General features: G+C 34.9%; 22 protein-coding genes. 10 read left to right on the plus strand and 12 right to left on the minus strand.

Features of this window, described 5'->3' with window-relative positions; genetic code table 11:
• From M2265_RS13070 to M2265_RS13095, 6 genes are all read left to right on the plus strand, one after another.
• Positions 1 to 810 (plus strand): CheR family methyltransferase, encoded by an 810-nt coding sequence (locus tag M2265_RS13070; RefSeq protein ID WP_132772339.1) that lies wholly within the window; start codon positions 1 to 3, stop codon positions 808 to 810.
• Positions 811 to 939: 129 nt separating this feature from the next.
• Positions 940 to 1,515: a chemotaxis protein CheB gene (locus tag M2265_RS13075; RefSeq protein WP_021188807.1), complete on the plus strand. Its 576-nt coding sequence runs from the start codon at positions 940 to 942 to the stop codon at positions 1,513 to 1,515.
• Positions 1,515 to 3,119: a response regulator gene (locus tag M2265_RS13080; protein WP_132772340.1), complete on the plus strand. Its 1,605-nt coding sequence runs from the start codon at positions 1,515 to 1,517 to the stop codon at positions 3,117 to 3,119. The genes M2265_RS13075 and M2265_RS13080 overlap by 1 nt, the downstream gene beginning before the upstream one ends.
• Before the next feature lie 43 nt (positions 3,120 to 3,162).
• Positions 3,163 to 3,699, plus strand: coding sequence for a plastocyanin/azurin family copper-binding protein (locus M2265_RS13085; protein ID WP_021188805.1), 537 nt, complete (start codon positions 3,163 to 3,165; stop codon positions 3,697 to 3,699).
• Positions 3,700 to 3,861: 162 nt separating this feature from the next.
• On the plus strand, positions 3,862 to 5,268 hold the full coding sequence (gene lpdA, locus M2265_RS13090) for a dihydrolipoyl dehydrogenase (protein ID WP_021188804.1): 1,407 nt from the start codon (positions 3,862 to 3,864) through the stop codon (positions 5,266 to 5,268).
• Between the two features lie 66 nt (positions 5,269 to 5,334).
• Complete coding sequence (locus tag M2265_RS13095; protein ID WP_021188803.1) at positions 5,335 to 5,739, plus strand: acyl-CoA thioesterase; 405 nt, start codon at positions 5,335 to 5,337, stop codon at positions 5,737 to 5,739.
• Between the two features lie 18 nt (positions 5,740 to 5,757).
• On the opposite strand, the gene M2265_RS13100 is transcribed toward M2265_RS13095, so the two are convergent.
• Positions 5,758 to 6,051: a DUF3817 domain-containing protein gene (locus M2265_RS13100; protein ID WP_232789346.1), complete on the minus strand. Its 294-nt coding sequence runs from the start codon at positions 6,049 to 6,051 to the stop codon at positions 5,758 to 5,760.
• A 253-nt stretch (positions 6,052 to 6,304) separates the two neighbouring features.
• On the opposite strand from M2265_RS13100, the gene lpdA (M2265_RS13105) reads away from it, so the two are divergent.
• A complete protein-coding gene (gene lpdA / locus M2265_RS13105) occupies positions 6,305 to 7,693 on the plus strand; it encodes a dihydrolipoyl dehydrogenase (RefSeq protein WP_132772342.1) in 1,389 nt (462 codons plus the stop codon).
• 74 nt (positions 7,694 to 7,767) lie between these two features.
• Here lpdA (M2265_RS13105) and M2265_RS13110 read toward each other — a convergent pair whose 3' ends face one another.
• The 4 genes from M2265_RS13110 to M2265_RS13125 all read right to left on the minus strand — a co-directional run bounded on the left by M2265_RS13110 (position 7,768) and on the right by M2265_RS13125 (position 10,705).
• Entirely contained in the window at positions 7,768 to 8,775 is a 1,008-nt protein-coding gene (locus M2265_RS13110; protein WP_021188801.1) for a LacI family DNA-binding transcriptional regulator, read from the minus strand.
• A 138-nt stretch (positions 8,776 to 8,913) separates the two neighbouring features.
• The gene (locus M2265_RS13115) at positions 8,914 to 9,459 is read right to left on the minus strand and encodes an HAD family hydrolase (protein ID WP_132772344.1); all 546 of its coding nucleotides are present in this window, start codon (positions 9,457 to 9,459) and stop codon (positions 8,914 to 8,916) included.
• 7 nt (positions 9,460 to 9,466) lie between these two features.
• Positions 9,467 to 9,955 (minus strand): hypothetical protein, encoded by a 489-nt coding sequence (locus M2265_RS13120; protein ID WP_132772346.1) that lies wholly within the window; start codon positions 9,953 to 9,955, stop codon positions 9,467 to 9,469.
• 96 nt (positions 9,956 to 10,051) lie between these two features.
• Positions 10,052 to 10,705: an ABC transporter ATP-binding protein gene (locus tag M2265_RS13125; RefSeq protein ID WP_183916712.1), complete on the minus strand. Its 654-nt coding sequence runs from the start codon at positions 10,703 to 10,705 to the stop codon at positions 10,052 to 10,054.
• A gap of 173 nt (positions 10,706 to 10,878) precedes the next feature.
• Here M2265_RS13125 and sucC point away from each other — a divergent pair, with 173 nt between their 5' ends.
• The 3 genes from sucC to M2265_RS13140 all read left to right on the plus strand — a co-directional run bounded on the left by sucC (position 10,879) and on the right by M2265_RS13140 (position 14,423).
• Positions 10,879 to 12,072: an ADP-forming succinate--CoA ligase subunit beta gene (gene sucC / locus M2265_RS13130; RefSeq protein WP_132772350.1), complete on the plus strand. Its 1,194-nt coding sequence runs from the start codon at positions 10,879 to 10,881 to the stop codon at positions 12,070 to 12,072.
• Between the two features lie 184 nt (positions 12,073 to 12,256).
• Positions 12,257 to 13,702: an asparagine--tRNA ligase gene (asnS, locus tag M2265_RS13135; RefSeq protein WP_132772352.1), complete on the plus strand. Its 1,446-nt coding sequence runs from the start codon at positions 12,257 to 12,259 to the stop codon at positions 13,700 to 13,702.
• 100 nt (positions 13,703 to 13,802) lie between these two features.
• Positions 13,803 to 14,423 (plus strand): L-threonylcarbamoyladenylate synthase, encoded by a 621-nt coding sequence (locus M2265_RS13140; RefSeq protein WP_021188797.1) that lies wholly within the window; start codon positions 13,803 to 13,805, stop codon positions 14,421 to 14,423.
• Here M2265_RS13140 and M2265_RS13145 read toward each other — a convergent pair.
• From M2265_RS13145 to tilS, 7 genes are all read right to left on the minus strand, one after another.
• Positions 14,418 to 14,864: an SRPBCC domain-containing protein gene (locus M2265_RS13145; protein ID WP_132772354.1), complete on the minus strand. Its 447-nt coding sequence runs from the start codon at positions 14,862 to 14,864 to the stop codon at positions 14,418 to 14,420. The two genes, M2265_RS13140 and M2265_RS13145, sit on opposite strands and share 6 nt — an antisense overlap.
• A gap of 44 nt (positions 14,865 to 14,908) precedes the next feature.
• Positions 14,909 to 15,481: a Crp/Fnr family transcriptional regulator gene (locus tag M2265_RS13150; protein ID WP_132772355.1), complete on the minus strand. Its 573-nt coding sequence runs from the start codon at positions 15,479 to 15,481 to the stop codon at positions 14,909 to 14,911.
• Between the two features lie 29 nt (positions 15,482 to 15,510).
• On the minus strand, positions 15,511 to 15,837 hold the full coding sequence (locus M2265_RS13155) for a DUF721 domain-containing protein (protein WP_132772357.1): 327 nt from the start codon (positions 15,835 to 15,837) through the stop codon (positions 15,511 to 15,513).
• The gene (gene recF / locus M2265_RS13160) at positions 15,830 to 16,933 is read right to left on the minus strand and encodes a DNA replication/repair protein RecF (RefSeq protein ID WP_132772359.1); all 1,104 of its coding nucleotides are present in this window, start codon (positions 16,931 to 16,933) and stop codon (positions 15,830 to 15,832) included. The genes M2265_RS13155 and recF overlap by 8 nt, the downstream gene beginning before the upstream one ends.
• A gap of 35 nt (positions 16,934 to 16,968) precedes the next feature.
• Entirely contained in the window at positions 16,969 to 17,292 is a 324-nt protein-coding gene (locus tag M2265_RS13165; protein ID WP_021188792.1) for a DUF4834 family protein, read from the minus strand.
• A gap of 92 nt (positions 17,293 to 17,384) precedes the next feature.
• Entirely contained in the window at positions 17,385 to 17,879 is a 495-nt protein-coding gene (locus M2265_RS13170) for a hypothetical protein (RefSeq protein ID WP_132772360.1), read from the minus strand.
• A 1-nt stretch (position 17,880) separates the two neighbouring features.
• Entirely contained in the window at positions 17,881 to 19,206 is a 1,326-nt protein-coding gene (gene tilS / locus M2265_RS13175) for a tRNA lysidine(34) synthetase TilS (RefSeq protein WP_132772362.1), read from the minus strand.
• Positions 19,207 to 19,316: the final 110 nt, after the last annotated feature.

The following is a 19,316-nucleotide window of genomic DNA, read 5'->3' on the forward strand; positions in this document are numbered from 1 at the left end:
ATGTTAGACTATTCCGAATTAGACGACGTTATAGAAATCATAAAAAATTTCCATGGATTAGATATCTCTGGATATTCAAAAGCATCTTTAAAAAGACGAGTTACCCGCATCATGGATATTAATAAACTGGATGTCGTTGGTCTTAAATCAAATCTGATCAATCAGGAAGGTTTTATACATTATTTCATCCCAGAAATGACGGTAAATGTTACAGAGATGTTTCGGGACCCCGACTTTTATTCATCTGTAACCACAAAACTGTTCCCCTATCTGGAAACTTATCCACATATAAAAATATGGAGTGCTGGCTGTTCTACAGGCGAAGAAGTTTATTCCCTAGCTATCTTACTAAAAGAAGCTAATTTACTCAACAGATCGTTTATATATGGTACTGATATTAATTCGCAGGTTATAGAAAAAGCAAAAAAAGGTATTTACACCTTAACAAAGCTTAAGGAGTATTCCGAAAATTATATTAAAACAAAAACTGAACATTCTTTATCCGAGTATTATACCGCGATGTATGATGCGGCCACCATTCAGAATGATCTAAAAAAAAATATACTATTTTCTATTCACAATTTAATTTCTGATGGTGTTTTTAATGAATTTCAATTAATTACATGTAGAAATGTATTAATCTACTTTGATCTTAAATTACAAGAAAAAGTTCTTGATCTTTTTTATGATTCTTTGTGCAAATTAGGATTTCTATGCTTAGGATCAAAAGAATCCCTAATCAACTATAAGCACGCAAACCGATTCAAGTTAATTGATAAAAAAAACAATATCTATCAAAAAATAGCGTAAGAAATATCATATGGAATAAGCTATTTCGTAAGCGGGCGAGATCCAGTACATAACAAAGATTTCATTAACGCTATAAACGAGCTTAATAATAACACTAAAACGAACACGCATTAAAAAAATTAGCCGTATATGAATAAGGGCAATAAAATATTACTGTTGGGAGGATCTGCCGGAGGTTTTGGTGTGATTTTAAATCTATTAAAATCAATACCGAAGAACTTTCAGATTCCAATACTTGTAATCGTTCATCGTAACCCAAAATTTGAATCTAATTTTGAGCAAGTTTTAAAAAAAAACTATGCCCTACAAATTAAATCGGCTGAAGATAAAGAACAGATTCAAGGAGGAAAGGTTTATTTTGCGCCCCCTGGTTACCATTTATTGATAGAACCTGATTTCAAACTTGCATTAGATAATTCAGAACCCGTCCAATTTTCAAGGCCTTCGATTGATGTCACATTTGAATCAGCATCCGAAGTTTATAAAGAGAACTGTATCGCAATTTTGTTTTCGGGAGCGAATCAAGATGGTGCAAAAGGCTTATTAGCAATTAAAAATAGGGGCGGAATATGTATAGTACAACATCCAGATTCTGCAGAAGTTCCTACAATGCCTCAAGCCGCTATCGATTTACATGCTCAACATCATATTTATACAACAGAAGAAATTGTAAAGTACATTGATCATTTAAATGGACTAGTATAATGAAGAATATAAACTTATTAATAGTTGATGATAAAATTGAAAATCTCATTAGCCTTACAGCATTATTAAATGATATTGTAGGTATCAATATTATCAGTAGTCAAGATCCTAATGAAGCACTTCGTATCTGCTATAAACAAAACATTGATATTGCATTGGTTGATGTACAAATGCCAGACATTAATGGGTTCGAATTTGTGGAGCTTATCAAGCATAATCCGAAAACCAGCCACATTATTGCCATCATGGTTACGGCTATATCTAAAGAGGAAAAATATCTCATTCAAGGATTGAACAGTGGGGCTGTCGACTACCTTTATAAACCGCTAAGTCCTGAAATCACCATTGCTAAAGTAAAATCCTTTATTCAGCAGGTGCAAACTCAAAACGAGATTAAAGAAAAAAATCAGGCTTTAGAGAACTCCAAAGAAGAACTTATACGAGCAAAGGAAGAGGCAGAATTAGCCCGAAAATCCAAAGAAACTTTTCTAGCAAATATGAGTCATGAAATTAGAACACCAATCAATGGTGTGATGGGGATCGCTCAAATGTTAAAAAACTCACCGCTTTCACTTGAACAACAAGATTGGGTCAATAAGTTAAATAGTGCATCGCTCAATTTACTTAATATCGTAAATGATATTTTAGATCTTTCCAAATTTGATTCCGGAATGATGAAACTAGAAATTGAACCCACCTCCGTACATGATATAACAGACGACCTCAAAAATCTATTTGTACATAAAGCGATTCATCAAGGTCTAAATTTTTCTATTTATATCGATGAAAAAATAGATAGTTTTTTCTTAGCAGATCCATTGCGATTAAAACAAATTCTCACCAATTTCATATCAAATAGTTTCAAATTTACTGCAGAAGGCAGTATCACTTTAAATATCAATTTAATTGATAGCAATGTTTCAAAACTTCACCTACAATTTCAAGTTACCGACACTGGAATAGGTATACCGGAACATTCTTTGGAGAAAATCTTTTTTGCATTCGAACAGGGTGAGGATGGAATCACGAAAAAATTTGGAGGAACAGGTCTTGGTTTAGCAATTGTGAAAAAACTCTCCATATTGTTAGGAGGAAAAGTTACTGCTGTTAGTACTTATGGAAAAGGGAGTAAATTTACATTTGACTGCTGGTTTGACAGAACAAATGCAGTCACAAAGTCTAAACCTGAAAAAATACTATACTCAGAACTCAAAAGTTTCGATAATTTAAAAATTCTAGTGGCAGAAGACAATGAATTGAATAGTTTCATGCTTGCTAATATCCTCAGAACTTGGAACTGTGAAATTAAAACTGCGAATAATGGTAAAGCCGCACTTGAAAAGGTAGAAAGTGAAGATTTTGACATTATTTTCATGGATTCACATATGCCTATTATGAGCGGTTTTGAGACTATCCGTAGAATCAGACAGCATGATAATCCAGCAATTTCGAATATTCTCATCATATCGATATCCGCATCTGTGCTTGAGGCAGAACAACAGGAAGCTCTTGATGCTGGAGCGAACAATGTGATTGGAAAACCTTTCGATCCAAACCACCTACATGAAATGATAGAAAAAATGTTACGCAAAAAATACAATTAAAAGCAATATTTTCCTTATTTTTAGTAAAAATATAATTAACATAATGAAAAAATTATTTGTTTTACCAGTTATTGCCTTAGCAGTAGCCTTTGCTTCTTGCGGTGGCGATTCAACGAAAAAAGAAACCAGTTCAACAACTGAACAAACAACTCCAGAGGTTGCTGAAACAGAAACAGAAAAAATCCCTGGAATTGAGAATGTAGAGCTTTCTAATACATTAGCTTTAGAAGGTAATGATGCAATGAAATATGATAAAAACCTATTCCGCGTAAAAGCTGGAGAGAGCGTTGAGTTAAATTTTAAGAATGCTGGTACTATGCCTAAAGAATCTATGGGGCATAATGTTGTCATTTTAAAACCAGGAACTGACCTAGCGACTTTTGGCGCTGAAGCAGCTGGTGCTCAAGCAGATGAATATGTACCTAAATCAGCACTTTCTTCTGTAATTGCACATACAAAATTATTAGGTCCAGGTGAAACAGATAAAATCACCTTCACGTTAGAAAAAGGAACTTATGATTTCATCTGTAGCTTTCCAGGACATTACGGTGTAATGCAAGGAAAGATTGTTGCAGAATAATCATTCAGAAATATTTCAATGAGGCATTCCTTAAATAGGGATGCCTTTTTTTATGACATTATAACGAGACTACTATTTCAAATTTATACACGTTTTTAACAAAATAGATTTCCTATAATGTTAATTATGACTAAATTTGCTCAAACATTTAAAACGTAATAGATGCAATACGACGTAATAGTAATTGGAAGTGGACCAGGCGGATATGTAGCAGCAATCCGTTGTGCACAATTAGGGTTAAAAACTGCTGTAATTGAGAAGTATAACACTTTTGGAGGAACTTGTTTAAATGTAGGTTGTATTCCTTCAAAGGCTTTATTAGATTCATCTGAGCATTACCACAATGCTGCACATTCTTTCGAAGCACATGGTATTAGCTTAAGCAATTTAAAAGTTGATATTAAGAAGATGATTGCTCGTAAAGACGATGTTATCAATCAAAATACTGCAGGTATCACATACCTATTCAAAAAGAACAAAGTTGAAAGTTTCCAAGGAATTGGTTCATTTGTAGATAAGAACACCATTAAAATCACAAAAGATGATGGTACTTCTGAGCAAATTACAGGTAAAAATGTAATTATTGCTACAGGTTCGAAACCTACTTATTTACCATTCTTACCTGTTGATAAAAAAAGAATTATTACTTCGACAGAAGCTTTAAATTTAACAGAAATTCCTAAACACTTAATCGTAATCGGTGGTGGTGTTATTGGCCTTGAGTTGGGTTCTGTTTACGCTCGTCTTGGTTCTAAAGTATCTGTTGTAGAATTTGCAAAATCAATCATCGGAACTATGGATGGTGGTTTAGGTAAAGAATTACAACGCGTTTTGAAAAAATCAGTTGGTATGGAGTTCTATACTGGCCACAAAGTAACAGGAGCAACTTCAAAAGGTAAAACTGTAACTGTGACGGCTGAAAACCCTAAAGGTGAAATCATCTCATTAGAAGGTGATTACTGTATCGTAGCTGTAGGACGTACTGCTTATACGGATAATTTAGGTTTAGAAAATATCGGCATCACTGTTGAAGAAAGAGGTAAAAAAATCACAGTGAACGATCATTTAGAAACAATCGTTCCAGGTGTATACGCAATTGGAGACGTTGTCAAAGGTGCTATGCTAGCGCACAAAGCAGAAGATGAAGGTATCTTCGTAGCAGAAAGCATTGTTGGTCAAAAACCACATATCGATTATAATTTAATTCCTGGTGTTGTTTACACATGGCCTGAAGTTGCCTCTGTAGGTAAAACAGAAGAGCAATTAAAAGAAGCTGGTGTTAAATACAAGACGGGTTCATTCTCATTCAAAGCTTCTGGTCGTGCCAAAGCTTCGATGGATACGGATGGTTTTGTAAAAATATTAGCTGATGCTGAAACTGATGAAGTTATTGGCGTACATATGATTGGACCAAGAGCTGCTGATATGATTGCAGAAGCAGTCGTAGCGATGGAATATCGCGCATCAGCAGAAGATATCGGTCGCATTTGCCATGCACACCCGACATATACGGAAGCAATAAAAGAAGCTGCGTTAGCCGCAACTTCGAATAGAGCAATTCACGCTTAAAATACTAAAAAGGGGAAAATAAAATTTTCCCCTTTCTTTTTCAACAAACCAAGCCCAAAATAAAACATGAATTTCTATACAAGAAAATGGGTAAAACCAGAAGACTTAAACCCTAACGGTTCACTATTTGGGGGGACCCTATTGAGATGGATTGATGAAGAGGCCGTTATCTATGCAATTGTGCAATTGGCAAATTCACATGTAGTAACGAAGTATATTTCTGAAATCAATTTCGTCAGTTCGGCTCAACAAGGTGATATTATAGAATTAGGAATAGAAGCAACTAATTTTGGTACAACATCCATCACGATGAGATGTGAGGTTCGCAACAAAATTACGAGAAAAACAATTCTATCCATCGACAAATTAGTTTTTGTCAACCTTAATAAAGAAGGCACACCAACACCGCACGGACGCACCGAAATTACTTATGCTTATGTAGGTATTGATAAAATAAAAAAGGATGAATAAATCATCCTTTTTTATTTTCTATTTCTTTTGTCCATTAATAATCTTCTTCACATCCAATTCTACCCAGAAACCTACAATAGGAATTAGAGATAAGACAAAATAAGTCAATGGTCTTTTCCAGTTCCATTTATATTCTACTGTGCACATGATCAACATGATGACAAATATGACGACAAAAAAGCCATGAATCGAGCCTGCAATTCTCACCGCTTCGGGCGTTTCAAAAAAATATTTCATCGGCATAGCAAAGAAAAACAAACAAATGGTTGAAACAGCTTCCCAAAGTGCTATTTGTCTAAAAATACGGAGCATAAAAACTTGATTTAAAAATAAGTAATCCCAAAAATAGAATTATTTAGTGAGATGGATATTTTTTCTGAATGCTTTGACCTTCCTTTGACATATTAATCTTTAAAATGACGTGCGCTTATTAAAATCTGCCAATATAATGTCGCTCAATTTTATAACATTCAGAAAAAATGCGTACTTTTGAATAAGCTTTGCTATTCTGAATCTCAAGAAATTCAGAAATAGATTGAGCATTCAACTACACAATAATTATTTTATGAATTACGACATCATTGTAATTGGTAGTGGTCCTGGTGGATATGTTGCTGCCATTAGAGCCTCACAATTAGGTTTCAAAACTGCTATCATCGAGCGCGAATCTTTAGGAGGTATTTGTCTAAATTGGGGCTGTATCCCGACGAAAGCTCTATTAAAAAGTGCACAAGTTTTTGAATATTTAAATCATGCTGCTGAATATGGTATTAATGTACAAGGTGGTGAGCCTGACTTTGATGCTATTGTAAAAAGAAGTCGTGGCGTAGCAGATGGAATGAGCAAGGGTATTCAATTCTTAATGAAAAAGAATAAGATTGACGTCATTAATGGTACTGCAAAAATTAAAACCGGTGGTAAGATCGATGTTAAAGCTGCAGATGGTTCATCAAAAGAATACACCGCGAAACATACTATTTTAGCTACTGGTGCAAGATCACGTGAATTACCAAATTTACCACAAGACGGTAAAAAGATCATCGGTTACAGACAAGCATTAGTATTACCAAAACAACCAAAATCACTTGTGATTGTTGGATCTGGAGCTATTGGAATCGAATTTGCATATTTCTACAATGCAATTGGTACGAAAGTAACAGTAGTAGAATTCATGGACAGAATCGTTCCTGTTGAAGATGAAGAAATATCAAAACAATTAGAAAAAAGCTTAAAGAAACAAGGCATTAACATTTTAACTTCATCTGAAGTACAATCTGTTGATACTTCAGGTACTTTAAGTAAAGTAAATATCAAGTCTGCTAAAGGCATGGAAGTTATCGAGGCTGAAGTTGTATTATCAGCAGTAGGTATCATGCCAAATATCGAAAACCTAGGTCTTGAAGAAGTTGGTGTAAAAACAGACCGTGGCCGTGTTGTGGTTGACGATTATTATAAAACAAATATCGACGGCGTTTATGCTATCGGTGATATCGTAAAAGGACAAGCTCTTGCACACGTTGCTTCAGCAGAAGGAATTTTATGTATAGAAGCGATTAAAGGTCTTCATGTAGAACCAATTGACTATAACAACATCCCTGGATGTACCTATTGTTCTCCTGAAATTGCTTCAGTAGGTTATACTGAGAAAGCGGCAAAAGAAGCTGGTTACGAAGTTAAAGTGGGTAAATTTCCTTTTTCTGCTTCAGGTAAAGCATCTGCTTCCGGAGCAAAAGATGGTTTTGTAAAAGTTATCTTTGATGCAAAATACGGTGAATTCTTAGGAGCTCATATGATCGGTGCAAATGTTACGGAATTGATTGCTGAAATTGTTGTAGCAAGAAAATTAGAAACAACTGGTCATGAAATGATTAAAGCGATCCATCCTCACCCAACTATGAGTGAAGCTATTATGGAAGCTTGTGCCGATGCTTACGATGAAGTGATACACTTATAACGGTAACGGACAACATAAAATAGAAAGGGCTTATCATAATGATAAGCCCTTTCTATTTTATGTTAAAAGAATGATTACATAATCAATCTCGACTTAAATACAATCTGTTGTGGAGCAAGATCAGGATTATTTATTTTTTCAAATAAAATCTCAGCTGCTTTCTTAGCTTGGTTTCCTGGAAATTGTTCGATACATCCCATTGGAGGATTTTCCATATATTTCCAGAGAGGATAATTAGCATAACTAATAAAGTGAATATCATGATTAAGAACCAGACCTCTGTTTCGGGCAGCCTTCATAACATCTAAAGTCACAAAGTCATTAAAAGACACAACTGCTGTAGGCCTTTCCGGTAAGGCATATAGTTTCTCCATAGCAGCCTCATTTCCCTCAGTCGTTAAATCCGTATTCACAATATACTTTTCATCATAGTCCAAGCCATTACGTTTCAAAGCGGATAAAAAGGAATTTTTGCGTTCTTCACTTGCAGGAAGCAATTGTGGACCATTAATAAGTGCTATTTTAGCATGACCCCGAGCAACGAAAGCATCAATAGCTTCGTTCATACCCGTTGCTAGATCACTTTCAACTTTATTAATTTTAGGAATATCGGGTACACAGTCAAAGAATACAATTGGTGTTCCAGAATTTTCTAGCTTTTCAAGAAACTCAAGATTTGTGGTATTTTTACCTACTGACATTAAAACACCATCAACACGATGGCTTTTAAAGGTTTTCAAAATTCTCTCTTCTCTTTCGGCATCGTCCAAAGATTGCCCCATGATCACGGTATACTTACGGTCGTTGGAAACATTTTCAATTTCACTAATTGCAGAAGAGAAAAATGGTTCAGATAGACTTGGTAATAAAACACCGATTGTAAAAGTTTTGCGTTGCTTAAAAAATATCGCCGTTTGGTTAGGCTCATAATTCAATTCCTCAGCAACTTTTTTCACACGCATGGTCGTCACTAATCCAATACTTGGATGGTCATTCAACGCTCGAGATACAGTAGAGGGTGAAATTTTCAGCTTCTTCGCTATTTCCTTAATTGTTGTTGGTTTATCTCCTTGTATACTCATAGTCGAATCTCACTAAATTTACATTCTGATAAATATAACATTTTTTAGCATATTTTTTAGAATTAGAGTTTAATTTTAGAAAAAAGCAATTAATTACATAAATTTAAACAACTGATAATCAATGGCTAAATCGAAAAACTAACAATCTTGATATATAAAATCATTTTTAGCTATTTGTAGCTCATCAGCTATATAATCGAGAGGCTCCAAATTGCGGAATTTTAACTCATCAACAAAATAAACCTTTAATTTAGATGCCAAAGGCCCCCACTCCATATGTTTTATTTTATTCAACTGCATAAGCGGATTCCCTTTCGTCAAAATACAGATCTGTTTATCTGCATTAACAATAGCTGTTAATAATTCTGGAATACCATCTTTCATCAATAATTTAACGGGTAAAACAGCATTAACAAATAATCTTTCGAAATGCTCTTTATACTTTAAATCAAAATGAAAAACTTCGGCAGCATGTTCAAAGATCATATCTTCTCCTTGACTATCTAGATGATTCTTAAAAAATGTAACCAAATCAGCCTGAGGAGGAAAGGTCTCTGTAAATTCAAGAAAATTAGCAAAAAGATAATAGACCTGTAATAAATAGTCCCGTTTTGGATAAATAACGTCATCCAGTTCAAAAATAAATACCTTTTTATCCGTTGGGAAATCTTGATATCTTAACATAAAACAATTAATCTTTTGAAACAGCACATAAGGCAAAATCATCACCTGAATCCGATACCACAAACAAACCATCCAATCCAGGATGTTCAGTTGTAAAATCATCAATCAATGACTTACCATCAACTAATAAAGCAAGTGATAATTCTTTTGGTGGATTTTCAATCACATAGTAATCTTGTAAAACATCCTGAGCTGGAACAATTACCTTAATATCATATTCTTCAAATAATATTTTGGCCACGGCTAGAGGTTCAAATTCATAACCTCCCAATGGCAGGACATAGTCAATCTGATGATCTAAACTTATTTTTAATACTTCGTGAGCATAGGTTGGCATTAACCCCGCAGGCAATTTAAAATACTTGCCTGAATTTAATAACAGTGATGGAATCTCCTCAGAACTCGCAAAAAAGATTTCAAATTCATCCCCTAATAGCTTTGCAATACGTTGCCCAAGCCCTCTAGTTCCAAAGGTTATTAGTATTCTTTTTTTCATCAGAATAAAGTGTTTTTTTAAGCGTTAAAGTTATTATGAGCAATACATTTATCGCGGTTTATGTATTCTAAGTGACTTATAATGACTGTATACATACTATACGATCACAATTCCATCACGCATATGAATAGTACGGTCCGAAATACGTGCCAGCTCTTCATTATGAGTAACGATGACAAAAGTTTGTTCAAATTTATCCCTTAGGTCAAAAAACAACTGATGTAATGCTGTAGCATTTTCAGAATCTAGATTTCCTGAAGGTTCATCTGCCAAAATAATAAAAGGGTTATTAATTAAGGCACGAGCAACAGATACACGTTGTTGTTCTCCACCAGACATTTGAGTCGGCTTATGGCTAGCCCGATGTGCTACACCTAATAAATCCAATATCTCCATCGCACGAACTTCTGCATCTTTGCGCCCCACACCTTTAATAAATGCTGGGATACACACATTTTCCAAAGCCGTAAATTCTGGGAGTAGGTGATGGAACTGAAAAACAAACCCGATATGTTCATTGCGAAAGGCACTCAGTTTTTTTGCATTCAGTGCACTGATGTTGGTTCCATTGATATACAGTTCTCCCTTATCTGCTAAATCCAAGGTCCCTAAAATGTGAAGAAGCGTACTTTTTCCAGCTCCAGAAGCTCCAACAATACTCACAATTTCACCCTTTGCAACTTCTATATCCACCCCTTTTAATATAGGTAAAGGACCGTATGATTTGAAAATACTTTTGGCTTGTAACATCATATGACAAAGTTAAATATTTTTTATGAACAAAACCTTTGAATAAATCAAGACCTTTTAACTCCATATCCGCCAAGTAGTATATAATAAAAGTCAATTTAAGCTAAATTTATGCTTCAGAACTTGACCATTCACTTAAAAAATAATACTTTTACAACACAAACATTTTTGCAATGAACATTCACGAATATCAAGGAAAAGAAATACTTAAAAGTTTTGGCGTAAGAGTACAAGAAGGTATTGTTGCTGAAACTCCAGAGCAAGCTGTAGAAGCTGCTAAAAAATTGAAAGAAGAATACAATTCTGACTGGGTTGTAATCAAGGCTCAAATTCATGCTGGTGGTCGCGGTAAAGGTGGTGGCGTTAAATTAGCTAAAAACCTAGAAGAAGTATCACAACGTGCTACAGATATCATCGGTATGCAATTAGTAACTCCTCAAACTGGCGCTGAAGGTAAAAAAGTAAATAAAGTATTAGTTGCTCAAGATGTTTACTATCCTGGTGAAAGTGAAACTAAAGAATTTTATGTATCTGTGTTATTAGACCGTGCTAAAGGTCGTAATATCATTATGTATTCTACAGAAGGTGGAATGGATATTGAAGAAGTAGCAGAGAAAACTCCAAACTTAATCTTCAAAGAAGAAATCGACCCTAAAGTTGGTTTACAAGGTTTCCAAGCACGTAAAATTGCTTTCAACTTAGGCTTAACTGGTGGTGCACATAAAGAAATGGTGAAATTCGTTGCTGCTTTATATAAAGCATACGATTCAACAGATTCTTCTATGTTCGAAATCAATCCTGTATTAAAAACATCTGATGATAAAATCTTAGCTGTAGATGCGAAAGTAGACTTAGATGAGAACGCATTATACCGTCACCCGGATTATGCAGCATTACGTGATGTAACGGAAGAAGATCCTACAGAAGTTGAAGCTGGTAAATCTAACTTAAACTATGTAAAACTTGACGGTAACGTAGGTTGTATGGTAAATGGTGCTGGTCTTGCAATGGCAACTATGGATATCATCAAAATTGCTGGTGGTGAGCCTGCTAACTTCCTAGATGTAGGTGGTACTGCAAATGCTGAAACGGTAAAAGCTGGTTTCAATATCATTTTATCAGATCCAAATGTAAAAGCAATCTTAATTAACATCTTCGGTGGTATCGTTCGTTGTGACCGTGTTGCGCAAGGTGTAATCGATGCTTATAATGAAATCGGAAATATTCCTGTGCCAATTATCGTACGTCTTCAAGGTACAAATGCTGCTGAAGCGAAAAAATTAATTGATGATTCAGGCTTACAAGTTTATTCTGCAATTCAATTACAAGAAGCTGCTGAATTAGTAACTAAAGTATTAAAAGGATAATTCTTCCCTTTAAAACAATATCAAAAGCCTCTGAAATCTCAGAGGCTTTTTTAATTAAAACAAATACCGAATATTTCTAAATAAATAAAGGATTTTTATAAATTATACCCTATTTTTGAGTTTCATACAAAAAAATAAGATCCTGATCTATTATTTAGACCTGATTTGAAATGCCACAATAAAAATGGAACATACACGTATAAAAGAATTATTAAATGCCACTGAATTTGGGCATGAAGTTATTGTTAAAGGATGGGTTAAAACTTTCCGAAACAATCAATTTATAGCAATCAATGATGGATCTTCCATTCACAACATCCAAGCAGTAGTTGATTTTGAAAACACACCCGATGCTTTATTAAAAAGGATCACAACAGGTGCTGCATTACGCGTAAAAGGAAATTTAATTGAATCACAAGGTAAAGGTCAAAAAGTTGAGATCAAAGTAAATGAGTTGACGATCTTAGGTGATTCAGATGCTGAAAAATATCCTTTGCAACCTAAAAAACACAGCTTAGAATTTTTACGTGAAATCGCTCACTTACGTTTCCGTACAACGACATTCAATGCTGTCTTTAAAGTACGTAATGCCTTAGCATTTGCTGTTCACAAATTCTTCAATGACAAAGATTTTGTTTACATGCATACGCCAATTATTACTGGCTCTGATGCAGAGGGTGCTGGTGAAATGTTCCGTGTAACTTCATTAGATCTTAATAATATTCCACGTACAGAAAATGGTGATATTGATTTTAAAGAAGACTTTTTTGGTAAATCTACTAATCTAACCGTATCAGGACAATTAGAAGGTGAATTAGCGGCTATGGCCCTTGGGAATATCTATACCTTTGGTCCAACTTTCCGAGCTGAAAATTCTAATACAACCCGTCACTTAGCAGAATTCTGGATGATTGAACCAGAAATGGCATTTTATGAGTTGGAAGATAACATGGATTTAGCAGAAGATTTGTTGAAGTATGTCATCAAGTATGCGCTGGATACCTGTCCTGAAGAAATTGAATTTTTAAAAACACGTTTATTAGAAGAGGAGAAAAATAAACCTACGACAGAAAGAGCAGAATTAAATCTAATAGATAAATTAACGTTTGTACTGAATAATGATTTCGAACGCGTAACCTATACAGAAGCGATCGACATATTGAAGCGCAGTAAACCAAATCAAAAGAAACAATTTAAATACTTAATTGATGAATGGGGAGCTGATTTACAGTCCGAGCACGAACGTTATTTAGTAGAGAAACATTATAAAAAACCGGTGATCCTGATTGATTATCCAGCGGAGATCAAATCATTTTATATGAAGCAAAATGATGTAGATGCTAATGGACACAAAACAGTACGCGCGATGGATATTCTTTTCCCGGGAATCGGTGAAATGGTGGGCGGATCACAACGTGAAGAAAACTTAGATAAGTTATTATCACGTATGGCTGAAGTCAACATCCCTGCGGAAGAAATGGAATGGTTCTTAGATACACGTCGTTATGGCTCAGCTCCGCATTCCGGTTTTGGACTAGGATTCGAGCGTTTGGTATTATTTGTAACAGGAATGACCAATATTAGAGATGTTATTCCGTTCCCTCGTACACCGAACAACGCAGAATTTTAATCGATAACAATACGATAGCAAGCGGTCAAAACATATCCAGTTTTGACCGTTTTTCTTTTATCTATAAATAATTTGTAATTTAGTACTATATCTCAACGTTATGTTAGTCCGAATTTACGATAATAACCCCAATGAAAAGTCAATACAGCAAGTTGTTGACGTTCTAAAAAAAGGTGGAGTCATCATCTACCCCACCGATACGGTTTATGGTATAGGATGCGACATTACAAATCAGAAAGCAATAGAAAAAGTTTGTGAAATTAGAGGATTAAAGGCAGATAAAGCCAATCTATCCTTTATTTGCTATGACTTGACAGATATATCTTTGTATACCAAACCATTTGATACAACCGTTTTTAGAGTATTAAAAAAAGCCCTTCCAGGTCCATTTACATTTATCTTTAATGCCAGCAGTCAAGTTCCAAAATTATTAAGTTCCAAAAAGAAAACAGTGGGTATCCGTGTTCCTGATAATAATATCGTACGCGAAATCGTACGTGTGCTTGGTAATCCCATTGTAACAGCCTCCATTCGAGATGAAGATGACATTCTAGAGTATTCAACAGATCCAGAATTGATCCATGAAAAATATGAAAATCTAGTCGATTTAGTAATTGATGGTGGTTATGGTGATAATGTTGCTTCTACAGTAGTTGACCTTACAGAGGGCGAATTTGAAGTTATCAGAGCTGGCAAAGGAAACTTAGAGGAATATCTATAAAATATTCCTGTTCTCCACCTGTTTCTTTAAAGCTTCATTAAAAGACTTAAAACCATTGGAGGTTACACCATAAATCATCTTTCGAAAAAAATAAACCAACACTCCGGAAAAGTATTCACCTTGAGTCACAACTGTTGCATGATCAGATTTTTTTTCGAGTATAAAATAATGTTCGCCATCGAACAAACCTGGAATAAAAAGACTGCCCTTCCAACGAAGCTCCTTCTGAGGATTGATAACTAAAAATATCGGATTCATGGTCATACTTGGTCCATCAGGCTGTTCCAATCTAACCTTCGATCTTTCTCCAACGCTTGGAATAGAAAAAAAATGCTTAATTGTAGGGCTCCAGATAGAGTAACTATTAAAATCAGCTAATACATTCCAAACTGATTCGATTGATGTATTAATAGTAATTGTCTGTTCGATATGTGCTTTCATATACCAAAACTAGTATATTAAAATAACCATACACTTGACTTTTATCAAGAATTAATTTTTGCTCTTATTCGGCTCAATGTTTCTGGAGACATACCCAGTACAGACGCAATGTATTGAAGCGGCACTCGGTTAAACAGCGCTTTATGCTGTTCAAAATATAAATGATAGCGTTCTTCGGCCGTATGCGCTATAAAGTTATATATGCGCTCTTCCAATTGTAAAAAACATTTGGCTATAAATCTTTTTTCCAACCGGTTCCAATCAGGGATCTGCTGTTCAAATAAAAGATAATCCTGTTTAGAAATGGAAAGTAACTTCGTATCCTCTAAGACCTGAATACTCCATCTGGCAGGCTCATCAAAAAGAAACGAAGATAAATCAGTAACGAAGTACCCCTCCTGCCCTATCCATTGCGTAACCTCGCCTGAAGCATTTTCTTTAAACACGCGGACAATACCCGACTGAATAAAACTCAATCGATCACAGCGTTTACCGTGCTCTAAAAAATATGTTCCTTTTAAAAGATCCTCTTCGACAAAAGAAGATAATATGGCGGTCAGATTATTGTGGGAAACATCAAAAAGCTTCGCAATTTGATCTTGAAAAAATGTATTCATCTCCTAATACTGAAGATTTGAGAATTAAATTATAAAACGACAAGTTCTTCAACGATGACGTGACCAACATGCTCATTGACTCGTCCCAATATCTGCCTGCGCATTAAAACAAGTTCATTTTTAATTACAGCAGACTCGACCTTTACAAAGAGCTTTTTGTCTTTAATATAGATCTGTTTTGTCCGATTGGCAATAGCCTTACCTATCAACGTTGGCCATACTGCCAGAATAGAAGTTTCTTCAAATTTACGTTTCAATTTGTAAACATCCAAAAGACGGTCGATCGCCTCTTTTATTGTGATATCATCACTCGAACGAATATATTCCAATCCGCCCTTATACTTCTTATTATACATAAACTTCACCTCCTGCTATGTCAAAGATACGCACTGGACTGGCAATCGCATCAAAAATTCGCTTAATTCTTTTTGCATCTGTATCTGTTAGAAAAATTTGACCAAATTCATCATCAGATACCATCTGCATCAGTTTGTGCGTACGTTTATCATCCAATTTGTCAAAAATATCATCCAAAAGCAATAGCGGTTTAAAGCCTTTCTTTTGTTGAAAAAAGGAATACTGTGCTAATTTTAGTGCAATTAAAAATGATTTTTGCTGACCCTGAGAACCAAATTTTTTCAAGGGCATACCTCCGTGGATGGTGAAAATTAGATCATCTTTATGTATACCCACTGTGGTTCTCTCCAGTGCGCGGTCGCGTTCCAGATTCTTTTCCAAAATGTTCAAAAATGAATCTTCCATCAAAGGAGATTCATAGACAAGCTGGACAGTCTCTGCATTTTCAGTCAGGTATAAGTAATGCCGATCAAATTCCGGCTGAAATTCAGCCATAAAAGCAATACGTTTATTATAAATGACAGTACCAACTTCATCGAGTTGCATGTTTAGCACTTCAACAAGACCAAGATCCAATACCCCAATTTGTTTGGCCAGCTTTAATAGCATATTACGCTGGGCAATGATTTTATTGTAAATAATAAGCGTATCCAGATATTTATTATCTGTCTGCGAGATGACATTATCGATAAATTTACGGCGTTCTTCACTGCCATCAGTAATAATTAGGGTATCATTAGGAGAGATCATTACCAAAGGAAACTGACCGATATGATCAGCCAATCTAGGATAATCCTTTTTATTTTTCTTAAATTGTTTCTTTTGATTACGTTTGATGCTACAGGAAATAACATCTTGAAATTCGTTTTTTTCGAATGAACCCTGCAACATAAACCAGTCTTGGCCCTGTTTAATATGTTGCGAGTCGATGGGATTAAAATAACTTTTACATAGGGAAAGATAATGTATAGCATCCAAAAGATTGGTTTTACCAACACCATTATCCCCCGCAAAAGCATTTACCTCCGGTAGGAATTCTAAAGAAGACTCTGAATAATTTTTAAAATTTAAAACTGAAAGCTGACGCAACCACATAGCACAAAGATACGCTATTTAGCGTAGCAACTCATCTATTTTATTTCTTCAAAATCCACAAATTCACCAGCATTGTCAGCCACTTTTCTTTTTGACTCTTGTTTAGGTGGAACATAATCTACCGATATACGACCATCTGTTTTTGGAGCTGATTGCGAACTGTTATTATTTTGACCAAATGTTTCATAATGGAACGAGCCACCACCATTGGTATAGGTAGAGCCACCTTGTTGCTGCGCTTTTTTCATAAGCTTTTCTGCAGCCTTACGCATTGCAAATGGTAATATTAATCGAATTAAGAATTTAACTAAATACCATACAGCGAATGCAATCAATAAAAATTTTAATAATCCTGCCATAACTTTATATTCGTTGTCATTTTAATCAAAAATAAAGAATCTCGTTCAAAACAGTTGTCTTAAAAATGTCAGTATATTCGATTTAACAATTTTTAAGGGTTTGTTTTGGACTTCGCTGTCTCAATTGCACGAAATAATTCCTCTTGACGTTGCGTACCAATTACGTACACCAGACCATCTTTATCTGTTAACCATACCGCATCTTTCCCACCTGCATAAAACTTAATCTTACCATTAATATGTAGATTATAAACAGGATTATTGAAGAAAAACTTACTAAATGGTTTTTTTTCCACCTTAACAATTGAACTCAATTCAATTTTAACTAAGCGCGTAGTCCATAAGCCACTCAACATCACCTTTCCTTCAAAAACTTCGATACGGTACAGCAATAGATACATCATGACCACAGAGGTAATAATAATCGCTATTCCGACTAAAAAAAACAATTGGCTGGAAAGTAATTGATCTATGTTGAGATAAACAGCTGTAAAACAAAACAAGGCCAGAACCAGACGTACACTTATCCAAACACGGTCCCGCCCCAAATATTGATTTTCAGTATATAGAAGTCCTTCTTTTATCATGTTATTTACAGCTTAAAATAAACACTTTATTTGTATTTCCACTTATTTTATATCGATTATCAAGTTGATAGTTTGCTACCCAGATGATATCGCCGTTACCGTTTATTAAAATTGGAACATTTCCCTTTTCAAAAACATTCACCTTATAATTATTAAAAAGATCACTCAATTTTTTACGTCCTGTCATTCCCAAAGGATAGAAATAATCACCCGTTTTCCAAGCTCTTAGCGTCAAAGGAAAAATCAGAAGATTAGTATCTATTTTTGCAATCTGCTTATCCCGAACAATAGAAACATCATGACTATAATCACAACAAAAACTATAATTTCTCCAAGATACAGATTTAGTTTCTGAAGTAATAATGGTTTCATCTTCCTGCTTATACTCTTTTTCACGAATAATCAAAAAATCGCGATCAAGTAACAGATCGTATCCCTCAGATTGAAACAATCGACCTGATTCCTTATCAAAACAAGATTGGAGATCGGTCAGCACACTTTTACTAAAACAAAATGGTGAAAATAATTCATACAACAGGGGAAGATCCGTTATATGCTTCCGAAGCTTTTCCTTTTCAATAATCCAAGCTTCTTGTTCCTTTATAAAAAGGTCATTACGAAGGGGTGTTATGAATTGTTGCAACAAAGCATAGCTTTCCTTGAAGTGAGCAATGTTCTGTTCAAAAATACGTTCAAAATCAGGTTGCATTTTTTTAAATTGCGGAATAATGTCGATACGTACTTTATTACGCGCATATTTTGTCGAAAAGTTGGATTGATCATCACGGTATGGAATCTGATATTCCTGGACATAATGCAATACTTCCTCTGCTTTAAGAAACAGTAATGGACGAATCAGACGGTCGCGTTTTGCCTGAATGCCCTGTAGGCCTTGAAGGCCTGTTCCACGGGATAGATTTAACAACACCGTTTCAATATGATCATTCAAATGCTGTGCAACAGCTATTTTGTCAAAACTTAACGCTTCTCTTAATTCTTCAAACCAGGAATACCGCAGTTCGCGCGCAGCCATCTGTATAGAAATTCCTCTTTCGGAAGCTATCTGCTCTGTGTCGAAATGCCTCACATAAAAAGGGATACCATGCGCTTCAGCGAAATCCCGAACCAAGCACTCATCCAGATCAGATTCTGCACCACGTAATTTAAAATTACAATGAGCAATAGCTATCTGATAACCGGCCTTTGCCAATAAAAAAGTCAAAAGCATCGAATCGCGTCCACCGCTCACTGTCAACAAGATCTTATCATCATCCTCAAAAAGGCTGTTATCTTTGATAAAAAATGTTAATCTTTCCAGCAAATTCATATATCAAAGATAATGTATATTTTTTGAGCATATATTTGTTTAAATGAAAAATTACCATTAATCAACAAGTTCAATTAAAATACATATTTTTGTCTCTGTGAAACAATACT

Origin of the sequence: Sphingobacterium kitahiroshimense (genome assembly GCF_025961315.1) — a bacterium.
Taxonomy (GTDB): domain Bacteria; phylum Bacteroidota; class Bacteroidia; order Sphingobacteriales; family Sphingobacteriaceae; genus Sphingobacterium; species Sphingobacterium anhuiense.